The sequence below is a fragment of the Pseudomonas kermanshahensis genome (assembly GCF_014269205.2).
Taxonomy (GTDB): domain Bacteria; phylum Pseudomonadota; class Gammaproteobacteria; order Pseudomonadales; family Pseudomonadaceae; genus Aquipseudomonas; species Aquipseudomonas kermanshahensis.
The window spans coordinates 4,669,907-4,688,506 of the sequence record NZ_JABWRY020000001.1; the positions used below are offsets into that span (position 1 = coordinate 4,669,907).

Consider the following 18,600-nt stretch of genomic DNA (forward strand, 5'->3'; position numbering starts at 1 on the left):
CAAGCCGACTCCCACAGGTGCGGCGCTAGCCTTGGAGGCTACACAGTTCGGGTGGGAGCAACTGTCTTGTGGTGGTTGTGCCGGCGATGGGCTGCGAAGCAGGCCGGCTCGGTATCAGTCGAACACCACGGTCTTGTTGCCGTGCACCAGCACGCGGTCTTCCAGGTGATAACGCAGGCCGCGGGCCAGCACCATCTTCTCGACATCACGGCCGAAGCGGACCATGTCTTCGATACTGTCGGCATGGCTGACACGTACCACGTCCTGCTCGATGATCGGGCCGGCATCCAGCTCTTCGGTCACGTAGTGGCACGTCGCACCGATCAGCTTCACGCCGCGCAGGGCCGCTTGATGGTACGGCTTGGCACCGACGAAGGATGGCAGGAAGCTGTGGTGGATGTTGATCACTTTTTCAGCGTAGTCCTGGCACAGCTGCGGCGGCAGGATTTGCATGTAGCGAGCCAGCACTACCACGTCGGCCGCGTGTTCCTGGACCAGGCGCGACACTTCGGCGAAGGCTGGCGCCTTGTCCTTGGGGTCGACCGGTACATGGAAGAACGGAATGCCGTGCCACTCGACCATGCTGCGCAGGTCGTTGTGGTTGGAGATAACGCACGGGATATCGCAATCCAGCTCATCGGTGTGCCAGCGGTGCAGCAGGTCGGCCAGGCAGTGGGATTCGCGGCTGGCCATCAACACCACGCGCTTTTTTTGCGCCGAGTCGGTCACACGCCAGGTCATGGAGAACTCTTCGGCGATGGGCGCGAACGCCTCGCGGAATGCCTCGATACCGAATGGCAGGGATTCGGCACGGATTTCATGACGCATGAAGAACCAACCACTCTGTTCATCGGAGTGGTGGCTGGCTTCGTTGATCCAGCCATTGTACAAGGCCAGGAAATTACTGACTTTCGCCACGATGCCAACACGGTCGGGGCAGGCGATCACCAGACGATAGGTGCGCATGAATGAGACTCCAGAACTTCGCAAAGGCGCTCATTCTAGCGGCCCGCCAGGAAAAACGCAGTATGGATCGCACCGCGTGCGTTGTGCACACCGCCAGGCACACAAGACGTGGCCCTGTTCAGCGGCATGACAAAACGCAGGGCTAATGTAAATTTTTGTTCACGCAGAGAAATGTTGTGACAGCTTAATTAACAGTTAATGGCCCATTTGTATGTTTACTTGCGAGTATCGCCTGTCTATTATTGGCCCACACATTTCTGAACACGCATTAAAGGAACTCTCCATGTCCCTGATTAACGAGTACCGCGCCACCGAAGAAGCCATCAAGGAACTTCAAGCCCGCCTGGCCAACCTCTCGCAAGACGACAAGCTGAAGCAAGAGCTGGAGTTCGAAGGCAAACTGCGCACGCTGATGGGCGAGTACTCCAAGTCGCTGCGTGATGTGATTGCCCTTCTCGACCCAGAGTCGAAACTGAGCAAAGCGCCTCGCGGCGCGGTCAAGCCTACCGCCACTAAGCGTGCGCGCAAGGTCAAGCAATACAAGAACCCGCACAATGGTGAAGTGATCGAAACCAAAGGCGGCAACCACAAAACCCTGAAAGAATGGAAAGCCAAGTGGGGTGGTGACGTGGTTGAAAGCTGGGCGACCCTGCTGGACTGATTGTCCGCACGCTCAACGTTGCTTAGCGCAACAAAAAAACGCCGGCTCAATGCCGGCGTTTTTGTTTTTCCATTCACTGCGCAATTGCAAATTGTGCCTGCACTTTTCGCGCGTGTTCCTGCCACGCATCCAGTACCCGCCGGCCCGCCTCGTCGGCGCCTTCCCAGGCACGCTGCCGCGCCTGCTCGAAATCACCCAGGGTATTCGGCGCGCCCCACTGCGGGTCGCTCAGGCGTTGCTGACAGAAGCCATACCAACGCTGACGCTCTTCACTGTTCAAGGTCTCAGGGAAGTTGCGAGCCCGATAACGGAACAACAGTTCAGGCATGCGCGGGTCATCGAACATCCAGTGCCCCTGGCCCAATTGCGCGGGTTCCAGCGTGCGAACTTGCTCACACAAACGCCGATCACGGTCGCCCAGAAAACCGTCATACAACTGTTGTTCAGGATCTTCACTCGGCGTGAAATCATCCTTGCCGTAGATGTGTTCCAGCTTGTCTTGCCAGTGTGCTTGTTGATTGGCCAGCTGTTCGCCACGCGATTGTAACAACGTCAAGTCGATGCCCAACCGTTGTTGATCGACCGGGCGCAATACCGAGAGTGGCGCCAGCACTGGGCAACGATTGATCTGCACCAATTTAAGCGGAACGGGTAATTCGCCCTCGGCCAATTCTTCGTGGCGGGTATACAAGCGCTGACGAAGAACTTCAGGACTTTCCCGCAATAACGGTAGGGTTTCCTGATGCAGGTCGCAGACAATCAGGGCATTGCGATTGCGCGGGTGCCACGCCAGCGGCAGCACCACGCCCAGGTAATTACGGGCCGCCGAAAAACGCCCCGAAATATGTACCAGCGGCTGCAACAAACGGACCTGTTCCATCACTTTTTGTTTACTGCGTAGCTGAAACAGCCACTCATACAATTTCGGCTGTTTCTGCCGGATCAAGCGCGCCAGGGCAATCGTGGCCCGCACGTCGGAAAGTGCCTCGTGGGCGTGGCCATGGTCGATGCCATTGGCTTTGCTGAGCAGCTCCAGGCGCAGGCTGGTACGGCCATCCTGCTGCGGCCACTCGATGCCTTCAGGGCGCAAGGCATAGGCCGTGCGCACGATGTCGATCAGGTCCCAGCGGCTGTTGCCGCCCTGCCACTCACGGGCGTAAGGGTCGAAAAAGTTGCGGTAAAGGCTGTAGCGCGTCACTTCATCGTCAAAGCGCAGGGTGTTGTAGCCAGCGCCACAGGTGCCTGGGCGCGCCAGTTGCGCGTGCACCCGGGTCATGAATTCGGCTTCGCACAGCCCTTGGGTTTCCAGTTGTTGCGGGGTGATGCCGGTGACCAGGCAAGCAGCCGGGTGCGGCAGGATGTCGTCCGAGGGGCGGCAATAGAGGCTGATCGGTTCTTCGATTTCGTTGAGGTCGAAGTCGGTGCGCACACCGGCCACCTGCAGCGGCCGGTCGCAGCGCGGGTTGATGCCAGTGGTTTCGTAGTCGTGCCAGAAAATGCTGGAGCTCACGGGGTCGTCCTGTATCGAGGTCGACCCGATTCTAGCCTACTCGGCTCTAGCGGAAGCGTTGGCGGGGCGGAAACTGAAATAGTCGTGCAGAGAGCGAACGAACTCGTCGTACTCGCGGGGCGCCTGCAGCAACATGAAGCCGGAGTCGTAATGGCCGGGCGTCTGGTCTTCGCGGCACCACAGGCAACTGGCGGTGAGGTTGATGAACTGATACCCGCCACCGGCCAACGGCAAACGCAATTGCAGCTCGTAATCCGGCCCGACCAGCACCGGCAGTTGGCTGATGAGCATCAAACCGTCTACTGAGGCATTACCCAGCTGGCCGATCGGCTGATCGGTAAAACGGTTGAAGACCTTGAGAACGCAGGGCAACTGATGGCGTTCGATATGCCGCTTGTTGAAGATGATCACAAGTGCAGTCCGTACCCGGTGCCAGGAATGCGCGGTACTGGCGGTTGTTGTAACAACTGAGTTACAGATTAGCGCAGCGCGCGCGGTTAATCCCGTGAAATAAATCACACCTTGGTGTTAACGCCAAGGGGGGGTCTGCACCGGGTTGGCCACGGCAGCCTCAGCGCCACGGTAATGGCCAAGCTTCTCGAGGGTCTGCAGCCGGGCCTGGGCGCGGTAGGCGTATTCGTTGCCCGGGTAGGCCCGGATCATGTACTCGTAGGTCTGCGCAGCGTCCACGAACAGCTTCTGGCGTTCCAGGCACTGGCCGCGCAGCAGCGACACCTCGGGGTGGACGAACGGTCGCGCGCGGCTGGTGCGGTCGACCTGCGAAAGCTCCAGCATCACCCGCTGGCAATCACCGCGGTCGTACGCACGGTAGGCATTGTTCAAGTGGTGGTCCATCGACCAGCGGGTGCAGCCGACGGCGCTGGCCGCCAAGGCTAAAACGATCAGGGCTCGCATGAGGGGTCTCCTTTGATGCCAGTGTATCGGCCTTTGCCCATAAATCTTCACACCCTTTTGCGAGGATGGCCTGACCGTTCAAACGCTACCCTGCCTTGGTCGCAGGTAGTGCAACGGAACAATGACTACAGCGAGATTCAGGAGTAGCCTTTCGCTGCGCTTCACTATAGGAGTCTGTGCATGACCATCCGCCGTACCAAAATCGTCGCCACCCTTGGCCCCGCCAGCAACTCGCCGGAAGTGATCGAACAACTGATCCTTGCCGGCCTGGACGTGGCACGTCTGAACTTCTCCCACGGCACGCCGGACGAGCACAAGGCGCGCGCTCGCCTGATCCGTGAAATCGCGGCCAAGAACGGTCGCCACGTCGCATTGCTGGGCGACCTGCAAGGTCCGAAGATCCGCATCGCCAAGTTCAGCAACAAGCGCATCGAACTGAAGATCGGTGACAAGTTCACCTTCTCCACCGCCCACCCGCTGACCGAAGGCAACCAGGACATCGTCGGTATCGACTATCCCGACCTGGTCAAGGACTGCGGCGTCGGTGACGAACTGCTGCTCGACGACGGCCGTGTGGTCATGCGCGTCGAGACCGCCACTGCTGATGCACTGCACTGCGTAGTGATCATCGGTGGCCCGCTGTCGGACCACAAAGGCATCAACCGCAAAGGTGGCGGCCTGACCGCACCGGCCCTGACCGAAAAAGACAAGGCCGACATCAAGCTGGCCGCGGAAATGGACTTGGACTACCTGGCCGTATCGTTCCCCCGTGACGCCAGCGACATGGAATATGCCCGCAAGCTGCGTGACGAGGCCGGCGGCAGCGCCTGGCTGGTGGCCAAGATCGAGCGTGCCGAAGCCGTTGCCGACGACGAAACCCTCGACAAGCTGATCGCCGCCTCCGACGCCGTCATGGTTGCCCGTGGCGACCTGGGTGTGGAAATTGGCGACGCCGAGCTGATCGGCATCCAGAAGAAGATCATCCAGCACGCCCGCCGCAACAACAAAGCGGTGATCGTAGCGACCCAGATGATGGAGTCGATGATCCAGAACCCGATGCCGACCCGCGCCGAAGTGTCCGACGTGGCCAACGCCGTGCTGGACAACACCGATGCGGTGATGCTGTCGGCCGAAAGTGCCGCCGGCGCTTACCCGATCGAAGCCGTCCAGGCCATGGCGCGAATCTGCCAGGGTGCCGAGAAGCACCCGACCAACCAGAAGTCCAGCCACCGCCTGCACACTACCTTCGAGCGTTGCGACGAAAGCATCGCCCTGGCGGCCATGTACACCGCCAACCACTTCCCGGGCGTCAAGGCGATCATCGCCCTCACCGAGAGTGGCTACACCCCACTGATCATGTCGCGCCTGCGTTCGCACGTGCCGATCTTCGCCCTGTCGCCGCACCGCGCTACCCAGGCTCGCGTCTCGATGTTCCGCGGTGTCTACCCGATTGCCTTCGACCCGGCTTCGCTGCCGGCCGACAAGGTGAGCCAGGCGGCGGTCGACGAACTGCTCAAGCGTGGTTTGGTGCAACAAGGTGACTGGGTGATCCTGACCAAGGGCGACAGCTACCACACCATCGGTGGCACCAACGGCATGAAGATCCTGCATGTCGGTGATCCGCTGGTCTGATTGCCTTACACACCCGTAGTCAAAAAGCCCCGTGAGTTCACTCACGGGGCTTTTTCATGTCCGCTACCTAGCATTTTTGCCAGTTTCGTCGTGGCGCCCAGCCTGCGATCGTTGAGTGACGCAACGCCTTCACACTGTTCAACACGAAAGGTGAAAAGCAATGAGCACAACTCGCAAACAGAACGTGCTGGATCCTGACTACGGCGCCTACGGCGTCGCTCGTCCACACCGGTCGATTCAGCAAGTTGCGTCTTCAATCCCAGATAACCAGAACGGCAGAATTTGCGTTGGCACGAGTGTGGGCGGCAATTACGTCATTTTCCGTGTGGATAACACAGGCAAACTCGATCAACACTTTGGTAAAAACAACGGGCTGACCGAAGGCAAGTTCGCTCCCCCGTTATCCGCCGTTGGCAGCCGTCTTCACCTGCTCTCAGACGGCAAAATCCTCATGATCGGATTGCATAATGGCCTACAACCCGCTCTGGCTCGATTCAGCAGCAGCGGCTTGCTAGACACGTCATTCGGCGAGGATGGCCATGTTGTGATCAAGACGCCCACAGACCTTGAGGTGCACGACCAAACCACACCCCGCGTTATTGAAGTCGCTGAGGGGCTACCGCAGGTGCAGACACGCGCGGCGAACGACAAGGTTTACCTCCTATTTACGTTCGGCAATACCCACTCCATGATCATGCGGTTCAATGCCGACGGCGCCTTGGATACGACCTTCAACGGCACCGGTTACAAGCAGCTTACTCCTCCCAGGGGATACCTTACTTACACGACCGCGATGCTTCTGGACGGTGAATTCATTCTCCTGGGCGGGTCAGTCATGACTGCTGATCTCGACTTAGCCTGTGTCATCCGGCTGCACAGTAGCGGTGACTATGACTCGACATTCGGTAACGAAGGCTTTGCCTTCGCCGAGCTGACTACTCATGCCAACTTTTTCTCGGTTGCCAAACTCGCTTCGAACACCATCGTCTGTGCCGGCGGCGAAGTCCCTCAAAAAGGCGTGATCGCCGCTTTCGATGATCAGGGCCAACCGTTGTCGGGCTTCACCACTACCTCACTGGACATCGGTGGTTACTGGAAAACAGTCGCCGTCTTCAACGATCAGGCCATCATCACCGTAGGCGACACCGGCGGGATTCAATCTGATCTATTAGTCGGCAGGTACTTGACCAACGGCCAACCGGACAGCGGTTTTCAGGACAATGGCTGGCTGTCGTTCTCTCTAGGGAAGAGCATGGACATGGCCTCAAGCAGCGAGCTGCAGCCAGACGGCAACACATTGGTGACCGGCGAGGACAATGAGGAAGACGAGCAAGGCTGGATCCGCAAAGGTTTCCTGCTACGTTGCCTCACAGCGCCCTGACAATCAGCACCGGCACATGGCAAGTGGTCAATCGCGAACCGCACGCGGTTGACCAAGGTGCTTGGTTCAAGGGTTCAGACGTGTTCAACAAAGGCATCCGCGTACACCTGGCCTCTCGGCACCCCTGCAACGAACAGGCGCCGGGCGAAACGCTCGACACTCGCGGGCGCCCCGCATACGAGTGCCACCGTCTGTCGTGACACCATCCGCAACCCCGCCAGCGCTTCCTCCATCTGCTCCGCCAGCACCAGGTCGACGGTCACACCTGCCATACCCTGCATCGCTCCAGCCAGGTAATGCCCGGCGCTGTCCCGCGCCACATGCAGCACCCGAATCTCGCCGCGATGCCCCTGCCGCACAGCCTCACGCAAGATGCCCCACAAAGGCGCAAGCCCGGTGCCCGCCGCCAAAAACCAGAGTGGACGCTCCTGCCAGTCCAGGTCGTAGTGCAACGCCCCGCCCCTCAGCTCGCCCAGGCGCAGCTCATCGCCAATCCGCAAGCCCCGAGCGCTGTCACAAAACGCCCCTGGCCGCCGGCAGTCGACATGAAACTCGAGAAAATCATCCTCACCCGGCAGGCTTGCCAAGGAATATGGCCGCGCGACCGCACCGTTCCACAGCACCAGATGCTGGCCGGCGTGGTAGCGCAGCGCCCGCTCGGGCCGCAGGCGCAAGCGCAACACATCGCCAAACCAGTCCAGTGCGCACACCGTTGCGGGCATGCCTTCGAGCAGCGGGTCGAACACCGCCACGCGCAGGTCATCCACCACCCGGCACTGGCACGCCAGGCGCCAGCCCTGTGCGTGCTTGTCCAGCGCCAAAGCCTCGGGCAAGGCATCTGCCGGTTGCCCGTCCAGGCAATGCACCAGGCAGGCGTGGCAACTGCCTGCGCGGCAGCTGTAGGGCACATTCAAGCCCGCCGCGTTCAAGGCATCGAGCAGGTTGCTGCCGGTGGGCACCGTCCAGCGGCGCTCGCCCACACAGAGTTCAGGCATGGTCATGATTCTCCGGGTACACATCGTCACTCTAAGGCAAGCCGCGATTGGCAGCAAAAAGGATGCCCGCCACCCTGCCGACCATGGTCCAGACCACACGCAGGTGTTTCGCACGGTGAGGCGCGCTATACTGCCGCGCCTTTTTACGTCGGCCTGACCTGCCGACGCCTTGCCAGGCGTTTCGACACACAGGTGTGCAGTGTCGAAGGGCCTTTACGAATGTTCCCGTCTTTAAGAGGAGCGCGCTGCATGACCGTGATCAAGCAAGACGACCTGATTCAGAGCGTCGCCGACGCCCTGCAATTCATCTCGTACTACCACCCCGTCGATTTCATCCAGGCGATGCACGAGGCCTACCTGCGTGAAGAGTCGCCTGCCGCGCGCGACTCCATCGCCCAGATCCTGATCAACTCGCGCATGTGCGCCACCGGCCACCGCCCGATCTGCCAGGACACCGGTATCGTCACCGTGTTCGTGCGCGTCGGTATGGACGTGCGCTGGGACGGCGCCACCCTGAGCGTCGACGACATGATCAACGAAGGTGTGCGTCGCGCCTACAACCTGCCTGAGAACGTCCTGCGCGCCTCGATCCTGGCCGACCCGGCCGGTGCCCGCAAGAACACCAAGGACAACACCCCGGCTGTCATCCACTACTCGATCGTCCCTGGCGACAAGGTCGAAGTCGATGTCGCAGCCAAAGGCGGCGGCTCGGAAAACAAGTCGAAGATGGCCATGCTCAACCCGTCCGACTCGATCGTCGACTGGGTGCTGAAGACCGTTCCGACCATGGGCGCTGGCTGGTGCCCACCTGGCATGCTCGGCATCGGCATCGGCGGTACCGCCGAAAAAGCCGCGGTCATGGCCAAGGAAGTGTTGATGGAGTCCATCGACATCCATGAGCTGAAAGCCCGTGGCCCGCAAAACCGCATCGAAGAGATCCGCCTGGAGCTGTTCGAGAAGGTCAACCAGCTGGGCATCGGTGCCCAGGGCCTGGGCGGCCTGACCACTGTGCTCGACGTCAAGATCATGGACTACCCGACCCACGCGGCCTCGCTGCCGGTGTGCATGATCCCGAACTGCGCCGCCACCCGTCACGCGCACTTCGTGCTCGATGGCTCCGGCCCAGCCGAGCTGGAAGCGCCGTCGCTGGACGCCTACCCAGAAATCGTCTGGGAAGCCGGCCCAAGCGCCCGCCGCGTCAACCTCGACGACATCACCCCGGAAGAAGTCGCCAGCTGGAAGCCAGGCGAGACCATCCTGCTCAACGGCAAGATGCTCACCGGCCGCGACGCTGCGCACAAGCGCATGGTCGAGATGCTCAACCGTGGCGAAGAACTGCCAGTGGACCTCAAAGGCCGCTTCATCTACTACGTCGGCCCAGTCGACCCGGTCGGTGACGAAGTGGTTGGCCCTGCCGGCCCGACCACCGCTACCCGCATGGACAAGTTCACCCGCCAGATCCTCGAGCAAACTGGCCTGCTGGGCATGATCGGCAAGTCCGAGCGTGGCCCGACTGCCATCGAAGCGATCAAGGACAACAAGGCCGTGTACCTGATGGCCGTCGGCGGCGCCGCTTACCTGGTAGCCCAGGCGATCCGCAAGTCGAAGGTCCTGGCCTTCGCCGAGCTGGGCATGGAAGCGATCTACGAGTTCGACGTGAAAGACATGCCAGTCACCGTCGCGGTGGACAGCAACGGTGAATCGGTGCACATCACCGGCCCTGCGCTGTGGCAGAGCAAGATTGCCGAAAGCCTGGCTGTTGAAGTGAAGTAATTCACCTCTGGCCTGATCGAAAACGCCCGGCATCCGCCGTAATGCTGTTCACTTAGGGCCGCTTTGCGGCCCATCGCGGCACAAGGCCGCTCCCACAATGTTCGCGCATGCCCTGTAAATAGGGGGATAACGCGGTCGGTGTGGGAGCGGCCTTGTGCCGCGATGGGCCGCAGAGCGGCCCCGGCATTCTTAAGTGAACAGCATTACGGCATCCGCTGGGCGTTTTCATTTACAGCATCCGCCCGAACTGCTCTGGCCAGTCGCGCCGGGTAAACACCTGCCCCTCCTGCCTCACCCGCCGTACGGCCTCAAGGTCTACCTCACACATCAGCCACTGGCTGCCGACCGGGTTGAGCTGATCACTCAGCGCCACCACGCCATCCGCGGGCATCCCATGGTCCGGCGGTACGAACAACCCCGCACGCCCAATGTTCTCATCCAGCGCTGGTGACCACGGCGCCAGCCCTACCGTCGGGCTCTGCAGCACGGCAATCTGGTTTTCCAGCGCCCTTGCCTGGGCGCCGATACGCACCCGGTTGTAACCGGCTTCGGTGTCGGTGCAACTGGGGGCCAGAATCAGGTCGGCACCCGCTTCGGCCAAGTGCCGGGCCAGCATCGGAAACTCGTTGTCGTAGCAGATCAGAATGCCCAGCTTGCCAAGCTTGGTCTCGAATACCTTCAGCCCCTCGCCCGGCGCGATGTCCCATTGCTCGCGCTCGAAGCGGGTCATGATCAGTTTGTCCTGATAACCCAGCACACCGTCGGGGCCAAACAGCCAGGCGCGGTTGCGATAGCGGCCATCGCTGTCCTGCACTGGCAGGCTGCCGGGTTGCAGATAGATACCCCAGCGCCGGGCAATGCGCTCGCACAAGGCCTTCCAGGGTTCGATCAACGGCTGGATACCGGCGATGGAACCCTTCAGGTCACCCCGCTGCTCCTCGCGTAGAAGCCCGCTGAGCACCAGGCCCGCGTACTCCGGCAACAGCAGCAACTGGGCGCCATCTTGCACGGCTTCGGCGCACAGGCGCTGCAGGTGGTCGACGTAAGCATCCCAGGTCTTGTGCAGTTCGATGGCGTACTGGCAGGCCGCCAGACGGATCATATCGGCAGTTCCTTGAGCCAGAACGACATGATCTTTTCAGATGTTTCCTGCTCATCCAGGTCGCGCCAGCCATAGGTGGTGCGCAAAGAGGGGTCGTGCAAAAAGCCTCGATTGCGCCAAAACCCTTGCAAGGGTTTGTAATCGGCCGGCCGCCGGGGGTGCACGCCTGGGCGCTCGACAGCACAGAAGGCGCAATAGTCGAACTCGGCGAGCTTGTGGGCATAGGACTCGCGTTCGATAAAGAAGCGCACGCCCAGGCCTTGGCCCCGGTACTCCGGCAACACGACCGATTCACCGAAGTAGTACACGCTGGCAGGGTCACGCCCTTGGGCCAGGAACGGTTGCTGGAACTCGGCGGCAACGTCCACCAGGGGCAGGCCGGTGGCGGCACCCACCACCCTGCCGGCGTCCAGCGCCAGCACCACCAGGCTGCGCCCAGAGCGGGCGTAGGTAGAGAGGTAGTCGGCCTCATACTCCGGCGTGCCGTCGTAAAGGTAAGGGAACTCGCGGAACACGGTCAGGCGCAGGCGAGCGAGGTCATCGATGTAAGGCGCGATAGCGGCGCCGTGCAACAGGCGTATTTCCATGCTTGGCGGTCGTTTTGTCGATGTGGATGACGCGCTCGGCTAAGCCGGGCTTGAGGGGAAACCCTATCATCCGAACCCACGCTCCGCCTTTTCCCTACACGACAGGTATTGTTCCATGACCGCTACCGAACTGGTAAATGCATACTACGCAGCCTTCAATGCCGGTGACATGCCAGGCTTTCTCGCCCTGCTCAGCGAGGACGTGATCCACGACATCAACCAGGGCGAGCGGCAGATGGGCAAGGCCAGGTTTGCCGCGTTCATGGACAAGATGAACCGCTGCTACCGCGAGCGCCTGGCCGATATCGTGGTGATGCAGAATGCCGACGGCAGCCGGGCGGCGGCGGAGTTCACAGTGCATGGCGAATACCTCGCCGATGATGAAGGGCTACCTGCGGCCAATGGGCAGACGTATGTGCTGTCAGCGGGGGCGTTCTTCTATATTCACTGCGGCAAGATTGCCCGGGTAACCAACTACTACAACCTCAATGACTGGGTTGAGCAGGTCGGTTAAGGCTGTTCGCACTGTGCTCCCTGTACTGGCCCTTTCGCGGGCAAGCCCGCTCCCACCGGTGCTCCACTGAACTGAAGAACAGCAGCTACCCTGTGGGGGCGGGCTTGCCCGCGAATGGGCCGGCTCAGAGAATACGCGTCCCCAACACCTTCAAAAATGCCGCCAGCCAGGCCGGGTGCGCAGGCCACGCCGGCGCAGTCACCAGGTTGCCATCCACATGCGCCTGGTCCACCGCGATATCGATGAACGTGCCGCCCGCCAAGCGCACCTCCGGTGCACACGCCGGGTAGGCACTGCACTCGCGCCCTTCCAACACGCCAGCCGCTGCCAGCAACTGAGCCCCATGGCACACTGCGGCAATCGGCTTGCCCGCCTCGTTGAACGCCCTGACCAAGTCCAGCACTTTGTCATCCAAGCGCAGGTATTCAGGGGCACGGCCGCCGGGGATCAGCAGGGCGTCATAGCTTTCGGCACGCACGCGCACAAAGTCGTAGTTCAGGGCAAAGTTATGCCCCGGCTTTTCGCTGTAAGTCTGCTCACCCTCAAAGTCATGGATGGCAGTGCGCACGGTCTGGCCCGCGAGCTTCTCGGGGCACACGGCGTGCACCGTATGGCCCACCATGCTCAGGGCCTGGAACGGCACCATCGCCTCGTAATCTTCGACGTAATCGCCCACCAGCATGAGAATCTTCTTCGCCGTCATCACATCCACTCCTTCCATTGCCTGTGAACAGTCACTGCACGATAGTCGCTCTTAGTCACGGCGGTCGAGTACGTTGACCACCAGCCGGTCCAGCCACCCCCACACCCGCTGTTTCACCCGCCGCCACAGTGGCCGGGCATGCCAGTGAGCGAGGTCGACTTCTTCGCTCAAGGCGAAATCACGCTCGAAACTGGCCACCACGGCAGCGGTCAGCGGCGGGTCGAGGGCCTCGATGTTGGCCTCGAGGTTGAAGCGCAGGTTCCAGTGGTCAAAGTTGCACGAGCCGACGCTGACCCAGTCATCCACCACGGCCATTTTCAGGTGCAGGAAACACGGCTGGTACTCGAATATCTTCACCCCGGCGCGCAACAGACGGGGGTAATAGCGATGCCCGGCATAGCGCACCGACGGGTGGTCGGTACGCGGCCCGGTCAGCAACAGGCGCACGTCCAGGCCCTTGCTGGCTGCGCGGCGCAACGAGCGGCGCACGCTCCAGGTCGGCAGAAAATACGGCGTGGCCAGCCATACCCGCTGCTTGCCGCTGTTCAGCGCACGCACCAACGCATGCAGGATGTCCTGATGCTGACGGGCGTCGGCATAGGCTACCCGGCCCATGCCCTGCCCTTGTGCCGGCACCTTGGGCAGACGTGGCAAGCCAAAGCCTTCAGCCGGCCGCCAGGCGGTGCGGCGGTTGTTGGCGTGCCATTGGCGGTCGAACAGCAGTTGCCAGTCGGTGACCACAGGGCCTTCTATTTGCACCATCACCTCATGCCATTCGCTGGTAGCGGTGCCCGGCGTCCAGAATTCATCGGTGACACCCGTGCCGCCCACCGCCGCCCAGCGCTCGTCCACCAGCAGCAGCTTGCGGTGATCGCGGTAGAGGTTACGCAGGCCACGCTTCCAGCGCAGGCGGTTGTACCAGCGCAGGTACACGCCGGCCTCAAGCAGCCGTTGGCGCAAGGCGCTGTTGAAGGCCAGCGAACCATAGTCATCGAACAGGCAGCGCACCCGCACACCGCGCCGGGCAGCGTGTGCCAGCGCGTCGACCACCGCATCGGCGCACGCGCCCGCTTCGACCAGATACAGTTCGAGGTCGACCTGGAACTCGGCACGCGTGATCGCCTGGAGCATGCGTGGAAAGAACTCGGGGCCGTCGATCAGCAGTTCGAACTGGTTGCCATCCCGCCAGGGGAAGACCGGCCCCGGCATGTCAGCGGGCGGTAAAGATCAGCACCGCATTAACCGGTACCGATGGGTTGATGGACTTGAGCCCAGCGAACTTGCGCAAGCTCTCCAGCCCCGGCACCAGGCCAAAATCCTCGGCGCGCAGTACCAAGGGCTCCAGGGTCACCACCTGGAAGCGCCGCTCGTCCAGGCGTGTGGCCAGCAGCAAGGCGTTGTAGCTGTGGGACTGGCCATGCAGCGTCACTGTCAGTGGTAGGCGCAGTTCGATCTGCGCACCGTTGGCCAGGTCGTTGATCGGCCGCAGGTCCAGCTGTGCCTTCACCGTGGCCTCGGCGAACCGCTCGACCTCGAACAGGCCGTCGCGCATGCGCTCGTCGCGCAGCGGGATGCCACTGCTGACCGAATCCATTTCGATACGCAGGCCAGCCGCACCCTTGCGGTCCACCGTGCCATGCAGCACCAGAAAGCGATGAACTTCCGCCGTATCACCGTTTTTGCCGGTAATGAACGACAGGCGTGATGACTCGCCATCGAGGTGCCAGTTGGCATGGGCGGGAAGGCATAGGGCCAGCAATAATACGGGCAGGAGACGGGGCAACTTGAACATGACAGATCTCGTGAAACAAGACCGCAACCTTACCCGCCCGCCATCATGGCAGCAAGCGGCAGCCCTCGCGCACGCCCTGCCATGCAGCCTGGTTACGCCGGCCCAGGCCTTCAGCGGTAACGCGCCGTTGCTCGCTGCTTTCTTCAAGCAGGCTCAGCGGCAGCCACTGTTTCACGTAGGCGCGGCAGTAGGCCGGGTCGAACCCCATGACGAAGCGGCACGAGCAATACTCCTTGGCCGAATAGGCCGAAAGAATGCCCGGGAAATCCGCCAGCGCCTGGCGCGCCTGCCACGCGCTCCAGCCCAGCGACACGGCAAGCAGCGCCACAAGCACCCGCAGTGCACGCCTCATGCGCCCTCCCCGGCCAGCGCCGCCAACACACGCTTGAGCAGTTGGTCATGCTGGTAGGTGCCGTCGCGGTCATCGGCATAGCGGACAACCACCAGTTTTTGCTTAGGCAACACGTACAGCGCCTGGCCCCAATGGCCCAGCGCGGCGTAGGTGTCCGCGGGGGCATCCGGCCAAGCCTGCGCATCGTTGAGCCACCAGTGCCCACCCGGGTTGGCTTCACCCGGCACTGGCTCGGCCTGTGCAAAGGGTGTGCGATTGAAGGCCACCCAGGTTTCAGGCAGCAGCTGCCGATCACCCCAGCGCCCCTCGCGCTGCATCAGCAGGCCAATGCGCGCCAGGTCGCGGGCAGTGAGGTACAGGTACGAAGAGCCGACATAGGTATCGGCAGCATCGCGCTCCCACACCGCGCTGTGGATGCCCAGCGGCGTGAACAGCGCCTGCCAGGGGTAGTCGGGGTACTGCCCGGAATCGAGCATGCCGCGTAATGCTGCAGCCAGCAGGTTGCTGTCACCGCTGGAATACAAAAAATGCTGCCCTGGTGTGCGGGCCGCTGGCCGCGCCGCTGTGTAGGCCGCCATGTCCCCACGGCCGCGGGTGTAGAGCATGGCCACCACGGAGGAGTTTAACGGGGCGTACTCGTAGTCTTCCTGCCAGTCCAGGCCGCTGGCCCAGTGCAGCAGGTCGGCCAGGCGCACGTCCGGGTGGGCTTGCATGGGTGGATAGAAGCGGGCGACCGGGTCCTGCAGTTGGAAGCGGCCTTCGCCTTGGGCAACACCCAACACCGTGGCCAGCACGCTCTTGCTCACGGACCAAGTGAGGTGCGCGGTATGGGCGTTTGTGGGGTGGGTGTAGCGTTCATAGAGAATGCGGCCGTCGCGGATGATCAGCAGGGCATTGGTGTGGATGCTGCGGTCAGCGGGGAAGGCGTAGGCGTCGACGGCTTGCCAGTCGAGGGGGGCAGGGTCGGTTTGCCAGTCGGGGGCTGGCCAGTGTTCGGCGCGGGCCGAGGACATGACAAGCCACAGCAGGGCCAGCAGGGCCTTTTCCATCTTGAGCTCACACAGTAGGGGGCTGCGTTGCAACCCCAACATTCAAATGTTCACCCGAGTCTGCCGGCGTTTCATGACAATCCTGCAGCCGCCCAGGCCTTGGCCAGGCGCTTCTCCCGCGCGGCCGCAGCCAGCGCCATCACCCCTTGATCACGCTGCCACAATTGCGCCCACTGCTTGGGCCCAGCCAGCAACGCCTCATCAATATCAGCGCGCAGCGCCTGAAACTGCGCAAACAACCCCGCCAGCAACAAATGGCAACCCACACTGTCCGCACACTGACGGCTGCCTTCTGCACACCCGGCCAATACGCTCAGCAGGCGCAAGCGCAACGCCTGCGGCCACGCACACTCCTGGCCGACGCCATACAGCCAGGCCGTCATACCGGCAAGTACGTACAAGTCCTCGAGCGAACGAAACGGTTTGACGTAGGCATCCCAGCCATCTCCGGCCAGCAATTCGCACGCCGCCTGCTCCAGGTGCAACCGGCCATGGCCAACTTCGGGCATCAGCGGCAAGGTCGGCAACGCCTCCAACGTCACCCCCGGTTCGCCCGGGTACACCACCGCCAGGTTCAAGCGTGGTGCCTCGCCTGCCGCTTCACTGCGCGCCGCCACCAGCAACCATTCCGCCTCAAGCCCGGCGGTGACGAAATCCTTGCTGCCGGTCAGGCGCAACCCGTCGACACGCGTGCGCATGTCCGCCGGCCGCACGCTGCGCCGCTCGGTGGCGCACAGGGCGCCGAGGCTGGCCGGCGCGCTGGGCCAGAGCACGCGTAAGGCGGCCTGGTAGCCGACGAGAAAGGCCAGGCCCGGCGTGGCCATCGCGCGCCCGCCGAGCACCGCCAGTTCGAACGGGGCGACCTGGCCAAGGCGCTCAAGCAGCGCGGCGTAGGTTTCGCCCAGGGTGCCGGCCACAGGTTGGCGCAGCGGGTCGTTGAGTCGTTGTAGCCAGGCCATCGGACGCAGCTCCTTGCGGGGGTTGAGGGTGGGTGTCACGCAAGCATCACCAAAGATTCACAGGGGTGACACCCCGTCTACCTAGGCTGACTTTGCACAACAAAGCCGACCGGCCGCAACCCTTCATGGCTGGCTTATGGAGACTCGTAATGACTCGGATCGCTCACACCGGCGACAACAGCACTGAACGCCGTCTGCAAGCCGAACGCCTGGTCGGCGCCACGGCCCTGCAGGAAGCCCAGGCCTTGCGCTACAAAGTGTTCAGCGCAGAATTCAAGGCCAAGCTCAAGGGTGCCGAACACGGTCTGGACATGGATGACTATGACCCGCACTGCCGCCACATCGGCGTGCGCGACCTGAGCACCGGCGAACTGGTCGCCACCACCCGGCTGCTCGACCACCAGGCTGCCAGCAGCCTTGGCCGTTTCTACAGCGAAGAAGAGTTCAGCCTGCACGGCCTGTTGCAGTTGCAAGGGCCGATTCTTGAACTGGGCCGCACCTGCGTGGCCGCCGAATACCGCAACGGCGGCACCATCGCCGTGCTCTGGGGCGAGTTGGCCGAAGTGCTCAACGAAGGGCGCTACAGCTACCTGATGGGGTGCGCCAGCATCCCCATGCAGGACGGTGGCGTGCAGGCCCATGCGGTCATGCAGCGCCTGCGCGAACGCTACCTGTGCAACGAGCACCTGCGCGCCGAGCCTAAAAACCCGCTGCCGAACCTGGCCCTGCCAAACAATGTCATCGCCGAAATGCCACCGCTGCTCAAGGCCTACATGCGCCTGGGTGCGAAGATTTGCGGCGAGCCCTGCTGGGACGAAGATTTCCAGGTCGCCGACGTGTTCATCCTGCTCAAGCGCGACGACCTCTGCCCACGTTACGCCCGCCACTTCAAGGCGGCGGTCTGATGCCGAAGCTGCGGGTACTCGCCCGCCTCACACGGCTTATGCTGGTGCTGCTGCTCGGCCTGCTGATGGCCAGCGTGATCGCCCTTGGCGAACGCGTAGGCTTGACGGCTTCGATCGAGCGCCGGCAACGCTGGAGCTGCTGGTTCATGAAACGCCTGGTCACAGCCTTGCCCTTTGAGGTCAGGGTGTTAGGCGAACTGCCCAAACAGCCGATGCTGTGGGTCAGCAACCATGTCTCGTGGACCGATATCCCCCTGCTCGGCATGCTGCTGCCGCTGTCGTTCCTGTCCAAGGCCGAGGTGCGTCATTGGCCGGTGGCAGGTTGGCTAGCGGAAAAAGCCGGCACGCTGTTCATTCGCCGTGGCGGGGGTGACAGCCAGCGCCTGCGCGAACAGATCGCCGGGCAACTGGGGCTGGCCCGGCCGCTGCTGATATTCCCTGAAGGCACCACGACCAGCGGTCGCACCTTGCGCACCTTCCATGGCCGCCTGCTGGCAGGTGCCATCGACCGCGGCGTGGCGGTGCAGCCGGTGGCTATCCAGTATTTGCGTGATGGCCAGATAGACCCGATTGCGCCGTTCATTGGCGATGATGACCTGGTGTCGCACCTGATGCGCCTGTTTGCCCAGCCACGGGGCGAGGTGTGCATTAACCTGCTGCCACCTGTCGGCAGCGTGGGCAAGGAACGGGCGGTGCTGGCGTTGCAGGCGCAGCAGGCGATTCACATGGCGCTGTTCGGGGTTGAAGAGGTTGAAGCAGTGCCACGGCGGCAGGCGCGGGCTGCCTAGATTTTATGTGCTGTCA

At 62.3% G+C, this 18,600-nt stretch carries 20 protein-coding genes; 7 read left to right on the forward strand and 13 right to left on the reverse strand.

Translation table 11 applies throughout. From position 1 onward, the window contains the following. Positions 1-114: 114 nt before the first annotated feature. A complete protein-coding gene (gene purU / locus HU764_RS20890) occupies positions 115-966 on the reverse strand; it encodes a formyltetrahydrofolate deformylase (protein WP_027594078.1) in 852 nt (283 codons plus the stop codon). 283 nt (positions 967-1,249) lie between these two features. Here purU and mvaT point away from each other — a divergent pair, with 283 nt between their 5' ends. Next, entirely contained in the window at positions 1,250-1,627 is a 378-nt protein-coding gene (gene mvaT / locus HU764_RS20895; RefSeq protein WP_027594077.1) for a histone-like nucleoid-structuring protein MvaT, read from the forward strand. 73 nt (positions 1,628-1,700) lie between these two features. Here mvaT and sbcB read toward each other — a convergent pair whose 3' ends face one another. From sbcB to HU764_RS20910, 3 genes are all read right to left on the reverse strand, one after another. Next, positions 1,701-3,137 carry an exodeoxyribonuclease I gene (sbcB, locus tag HU764_RS20900; protein ID WP_186702518.1) on the reverse strand — a complete coding sequence of 479 codons (1,437 nt, stop codon included), beginning with the start codon at positions 3,135-3,137 and terminating at the stop codon, positions 1,701-1,703. 36 nt (positions 3,138-3,173) lie between these two features. Next, positions 3,174-3,542 (reverse strand): PilZ domain-containing protein, encoded by a 369-nt coding sequence (locus tag HU764_RS20905; protein WP_027594075.1) that lies wholly within the window; start codon positions 3,540-3,542, stop codon positions 3,174-3,176. 123 nt (positions 3,543-3,665) lie between these two features. Continuing rightward, positions 3,666-4,052: a tetratricopeptide repeat protein gene (locus HU764_RS20910; RefSeq protein WP_027594074.1), complete on the reverse strand. Its 387-nt coding sequence runs from the start codon at positions 4,050-4,052 to the stop codon at positions 3,666-3,668. Between the two features lie 180 nt (positions 4,053-4,232). Between HU764_RS20910 and pyk the strand changes: the two genes are divergently transcribed. Beyond that, positions 4,233-5,684 (forward strand): pyruvate kinase, encoded by a 1,452-nt coding sequence (gene pyk, locus HU764_RS20915; protein WP_027594073.1) that lies wholly within the window; start codon positions 4,233-4,235, stop codon positions 5,682-5,684. Between the two features lie 160 nt (positions 5,685-5,844). After that, positions 5,845-7,065, forward strand: a complete 1,221-nt coding sequence (locus tag HU764_RS20920; protein WP_186702517.1) for an NHL repeat-containing protein — start codon at positions 5,845-5,847, stop codon at positions 7,063-7,065. 74 nt (positions 7,066-7,139) lie between these two features. Here the strand turns inward: HU764_RS20920 and HU764_RS20925 are convergent, their stop codons facing one another. Continuing rightward, positions 7,140-8,060 carry an iron-sulfur-binding ferredoxin reductase gene (locus tag HU764_RS20925; protein ID WP_186702516.1) on the reverse strand — a complete coding sequence of 307 codons (921 nt, stop codon included), beginning with the start codon at positions 8,058-8,060 and terminating at the stop codon, positions 7,140-7,142. Positions 8,061-8,309: 249 nt separating this feature from the next. On the opposite strand from HU764_RS20925, the gene HU764_RS20930 reads away from it, so the two are divergent. After that, a complete protein-coding gene (locus tag HU764_RS20930) occupies positions 8,310-9,833 on the forward strand; it encodes a fumarate hydratase (protein ID WP_027594070.1) in 1,524 nt (507 codons plus the stop codon). A 229-nt stretch (positions 9,834-10,062) separates the two neighbouring features. On the opposite strand, the gene HU764_RS20935 is transcribed toward HU764_RS20930, so the two are convergent. Together HU764_RS20935 and HU764_RS20940 are read right to left on the reverse strand one after the other, a co-directional pair. Then, complete coding sequence (locus HU764_RS20935) at positions 10,063-10,935, reverse strand: carbon-nitrogen hydrolase family protein (RefSeq protein ID WP_186677667.1); 873 nt, start codon at positions 10,933-10,935, stop codon at positions 10,063-10,065. Continuing rightward, positions 10,932-11,522: a GNAT family N-acetyltransferase gene (locus tag HU764_RS20940; protein WP_027594068.1), complete on the reverse strand. Its 591-nt coding sequence runs from the start codon at positions 11,520-11,522 to the stop codon at positions 10,932-10,934. Before HU764_RS20940 ends, HU764_RS20935 begins: the two co-directional genes overlap by 4 nt. A gap of 115 nt (positions 11,523-11,637) precedes the next feature. On the opposite strand from HU764_RS20940, the gene HU764_RS20945 reads away from it, so the two are divergent. Further along, on the forward strand, positions 11,638-12,036 hold the full coding sequence (locus tag HU764_RS20945) for a nuclear transport factor 2 family protein (RefSeq protein ID WP_027594067.1): 399 nt from the start codon (positions 11,638-11,640) through the stop codon (positions 12,034-12,036). A gap of 124 nt (positions 12,037-12,160) precedes the next feature. On the opposite strand, the gene HU764_RS20950 is transcribed toward HU764_RS20945, so the two are convergent. From HU764_RS20950 to HU764_RS20975, 6 genes are all read right to left on the reverse strand, one after another. Then, positions 12,161-12,742: a DJ-1/PfpI/YhbO family deglycase/protease gene (locus HU764_RS20950; RefSeq protein WP_172961378.1), complete on the reverse strand. Its 582-nt coding sequence runs from the start codon at positions 12,740-12,742 to the stop codon at positions 12,161-12,163. 48 nt (positions 12,743-12,790) lie between these two features. Beyond that, a complete protein-coding gene (locus tag HU764_RS20955; RefSeq protein ID WP_027594065.1) occupies positions 12,791-13,948 on the reverse strand; it encodes a phospholipase D-like domain-containing protein in 1,158 nt (385 codons plus the stop codon). Position 13,949: 1 nt separating this feature from the next. Further along, entirely contained in the window at positions 13,950-14,531 is a 582-nt protein-coding gene (locus tag HU764_RS20960; protein ID WP_027594064.1) for a YceI family protein, read from the reverse strand. Between the two features lie 43 nt (positions 14,532-14,574). After that, positions 14,575-14,883 (reverse strand): hypothetical protein, encoded by a 309-nt coding sequence (locus tag HU764_RS20965; protein WP_027594063.1) that lies wholly within the window; start codon positions 14,881-14,883, stop codon positions 14,575-14,577. Next, positions 14,880-15,932, reverse strand: coding sequence for a serine hydrolase domain-containing protein (locus HU764_RS20970; RefSeq protein WP_186702515.1), 1,053 nt, complete (start codon positions 15,930-15,932; stop codon positions 14,880-14,882). Before HU764_RS20970 ends, HU764_RS20965 begins: the two co-directional genes overlap by 4 nt. 71 nt (positions 15,933-16,003) lie before the next feature. Further along, positions 16,004-16,891 carry an acyl-CoA dehydrogenase middle domain-containing protein gene (locus HU764_RS20975; protein WP_099455213.1) on the reverse strand — a complete coding sequence of 296 codons (888 nt, stop codon included), beginning with the start codon at positions 16,889-16,891 and terminating at the stop codon, positions 16,004-16,006. 149 nt (positions 16,892-17,040) lie between these two features. On the opposite strand from HU764_RS20975, the gene olsB reads away from it, so the two are divergent. Next, positions 17,041-17,796 carry an L-ornithine N(alpha)-acyltransferase gene (gene olsB / locus HU764_RS20980; RefSeq protein WP_186677671.1) on the forward strand — a complete coding sequence of 252 codons (756 nt, stop codon included), beginning with the start codon at positions 17,041-17,043 and terminating at the stop codon, positions 17,794-17,796. Further along, positions 17,796-18,584, forward strand: a complete 789-nt coding sequence (locus tag HU764_RS20985; protein ID WP_186702514.1) for a lysophospholipid acyltransferase family protein — start codon at positions 17,796-17,798, stop codon at positions 18,582-18,584. The genes olsB and HU764_RS20985 overlap by 1 nt, the downstream gene beginning before the upstream one ends. Positions 18,585-18,600: the final 16 nt, after the last annotated feature.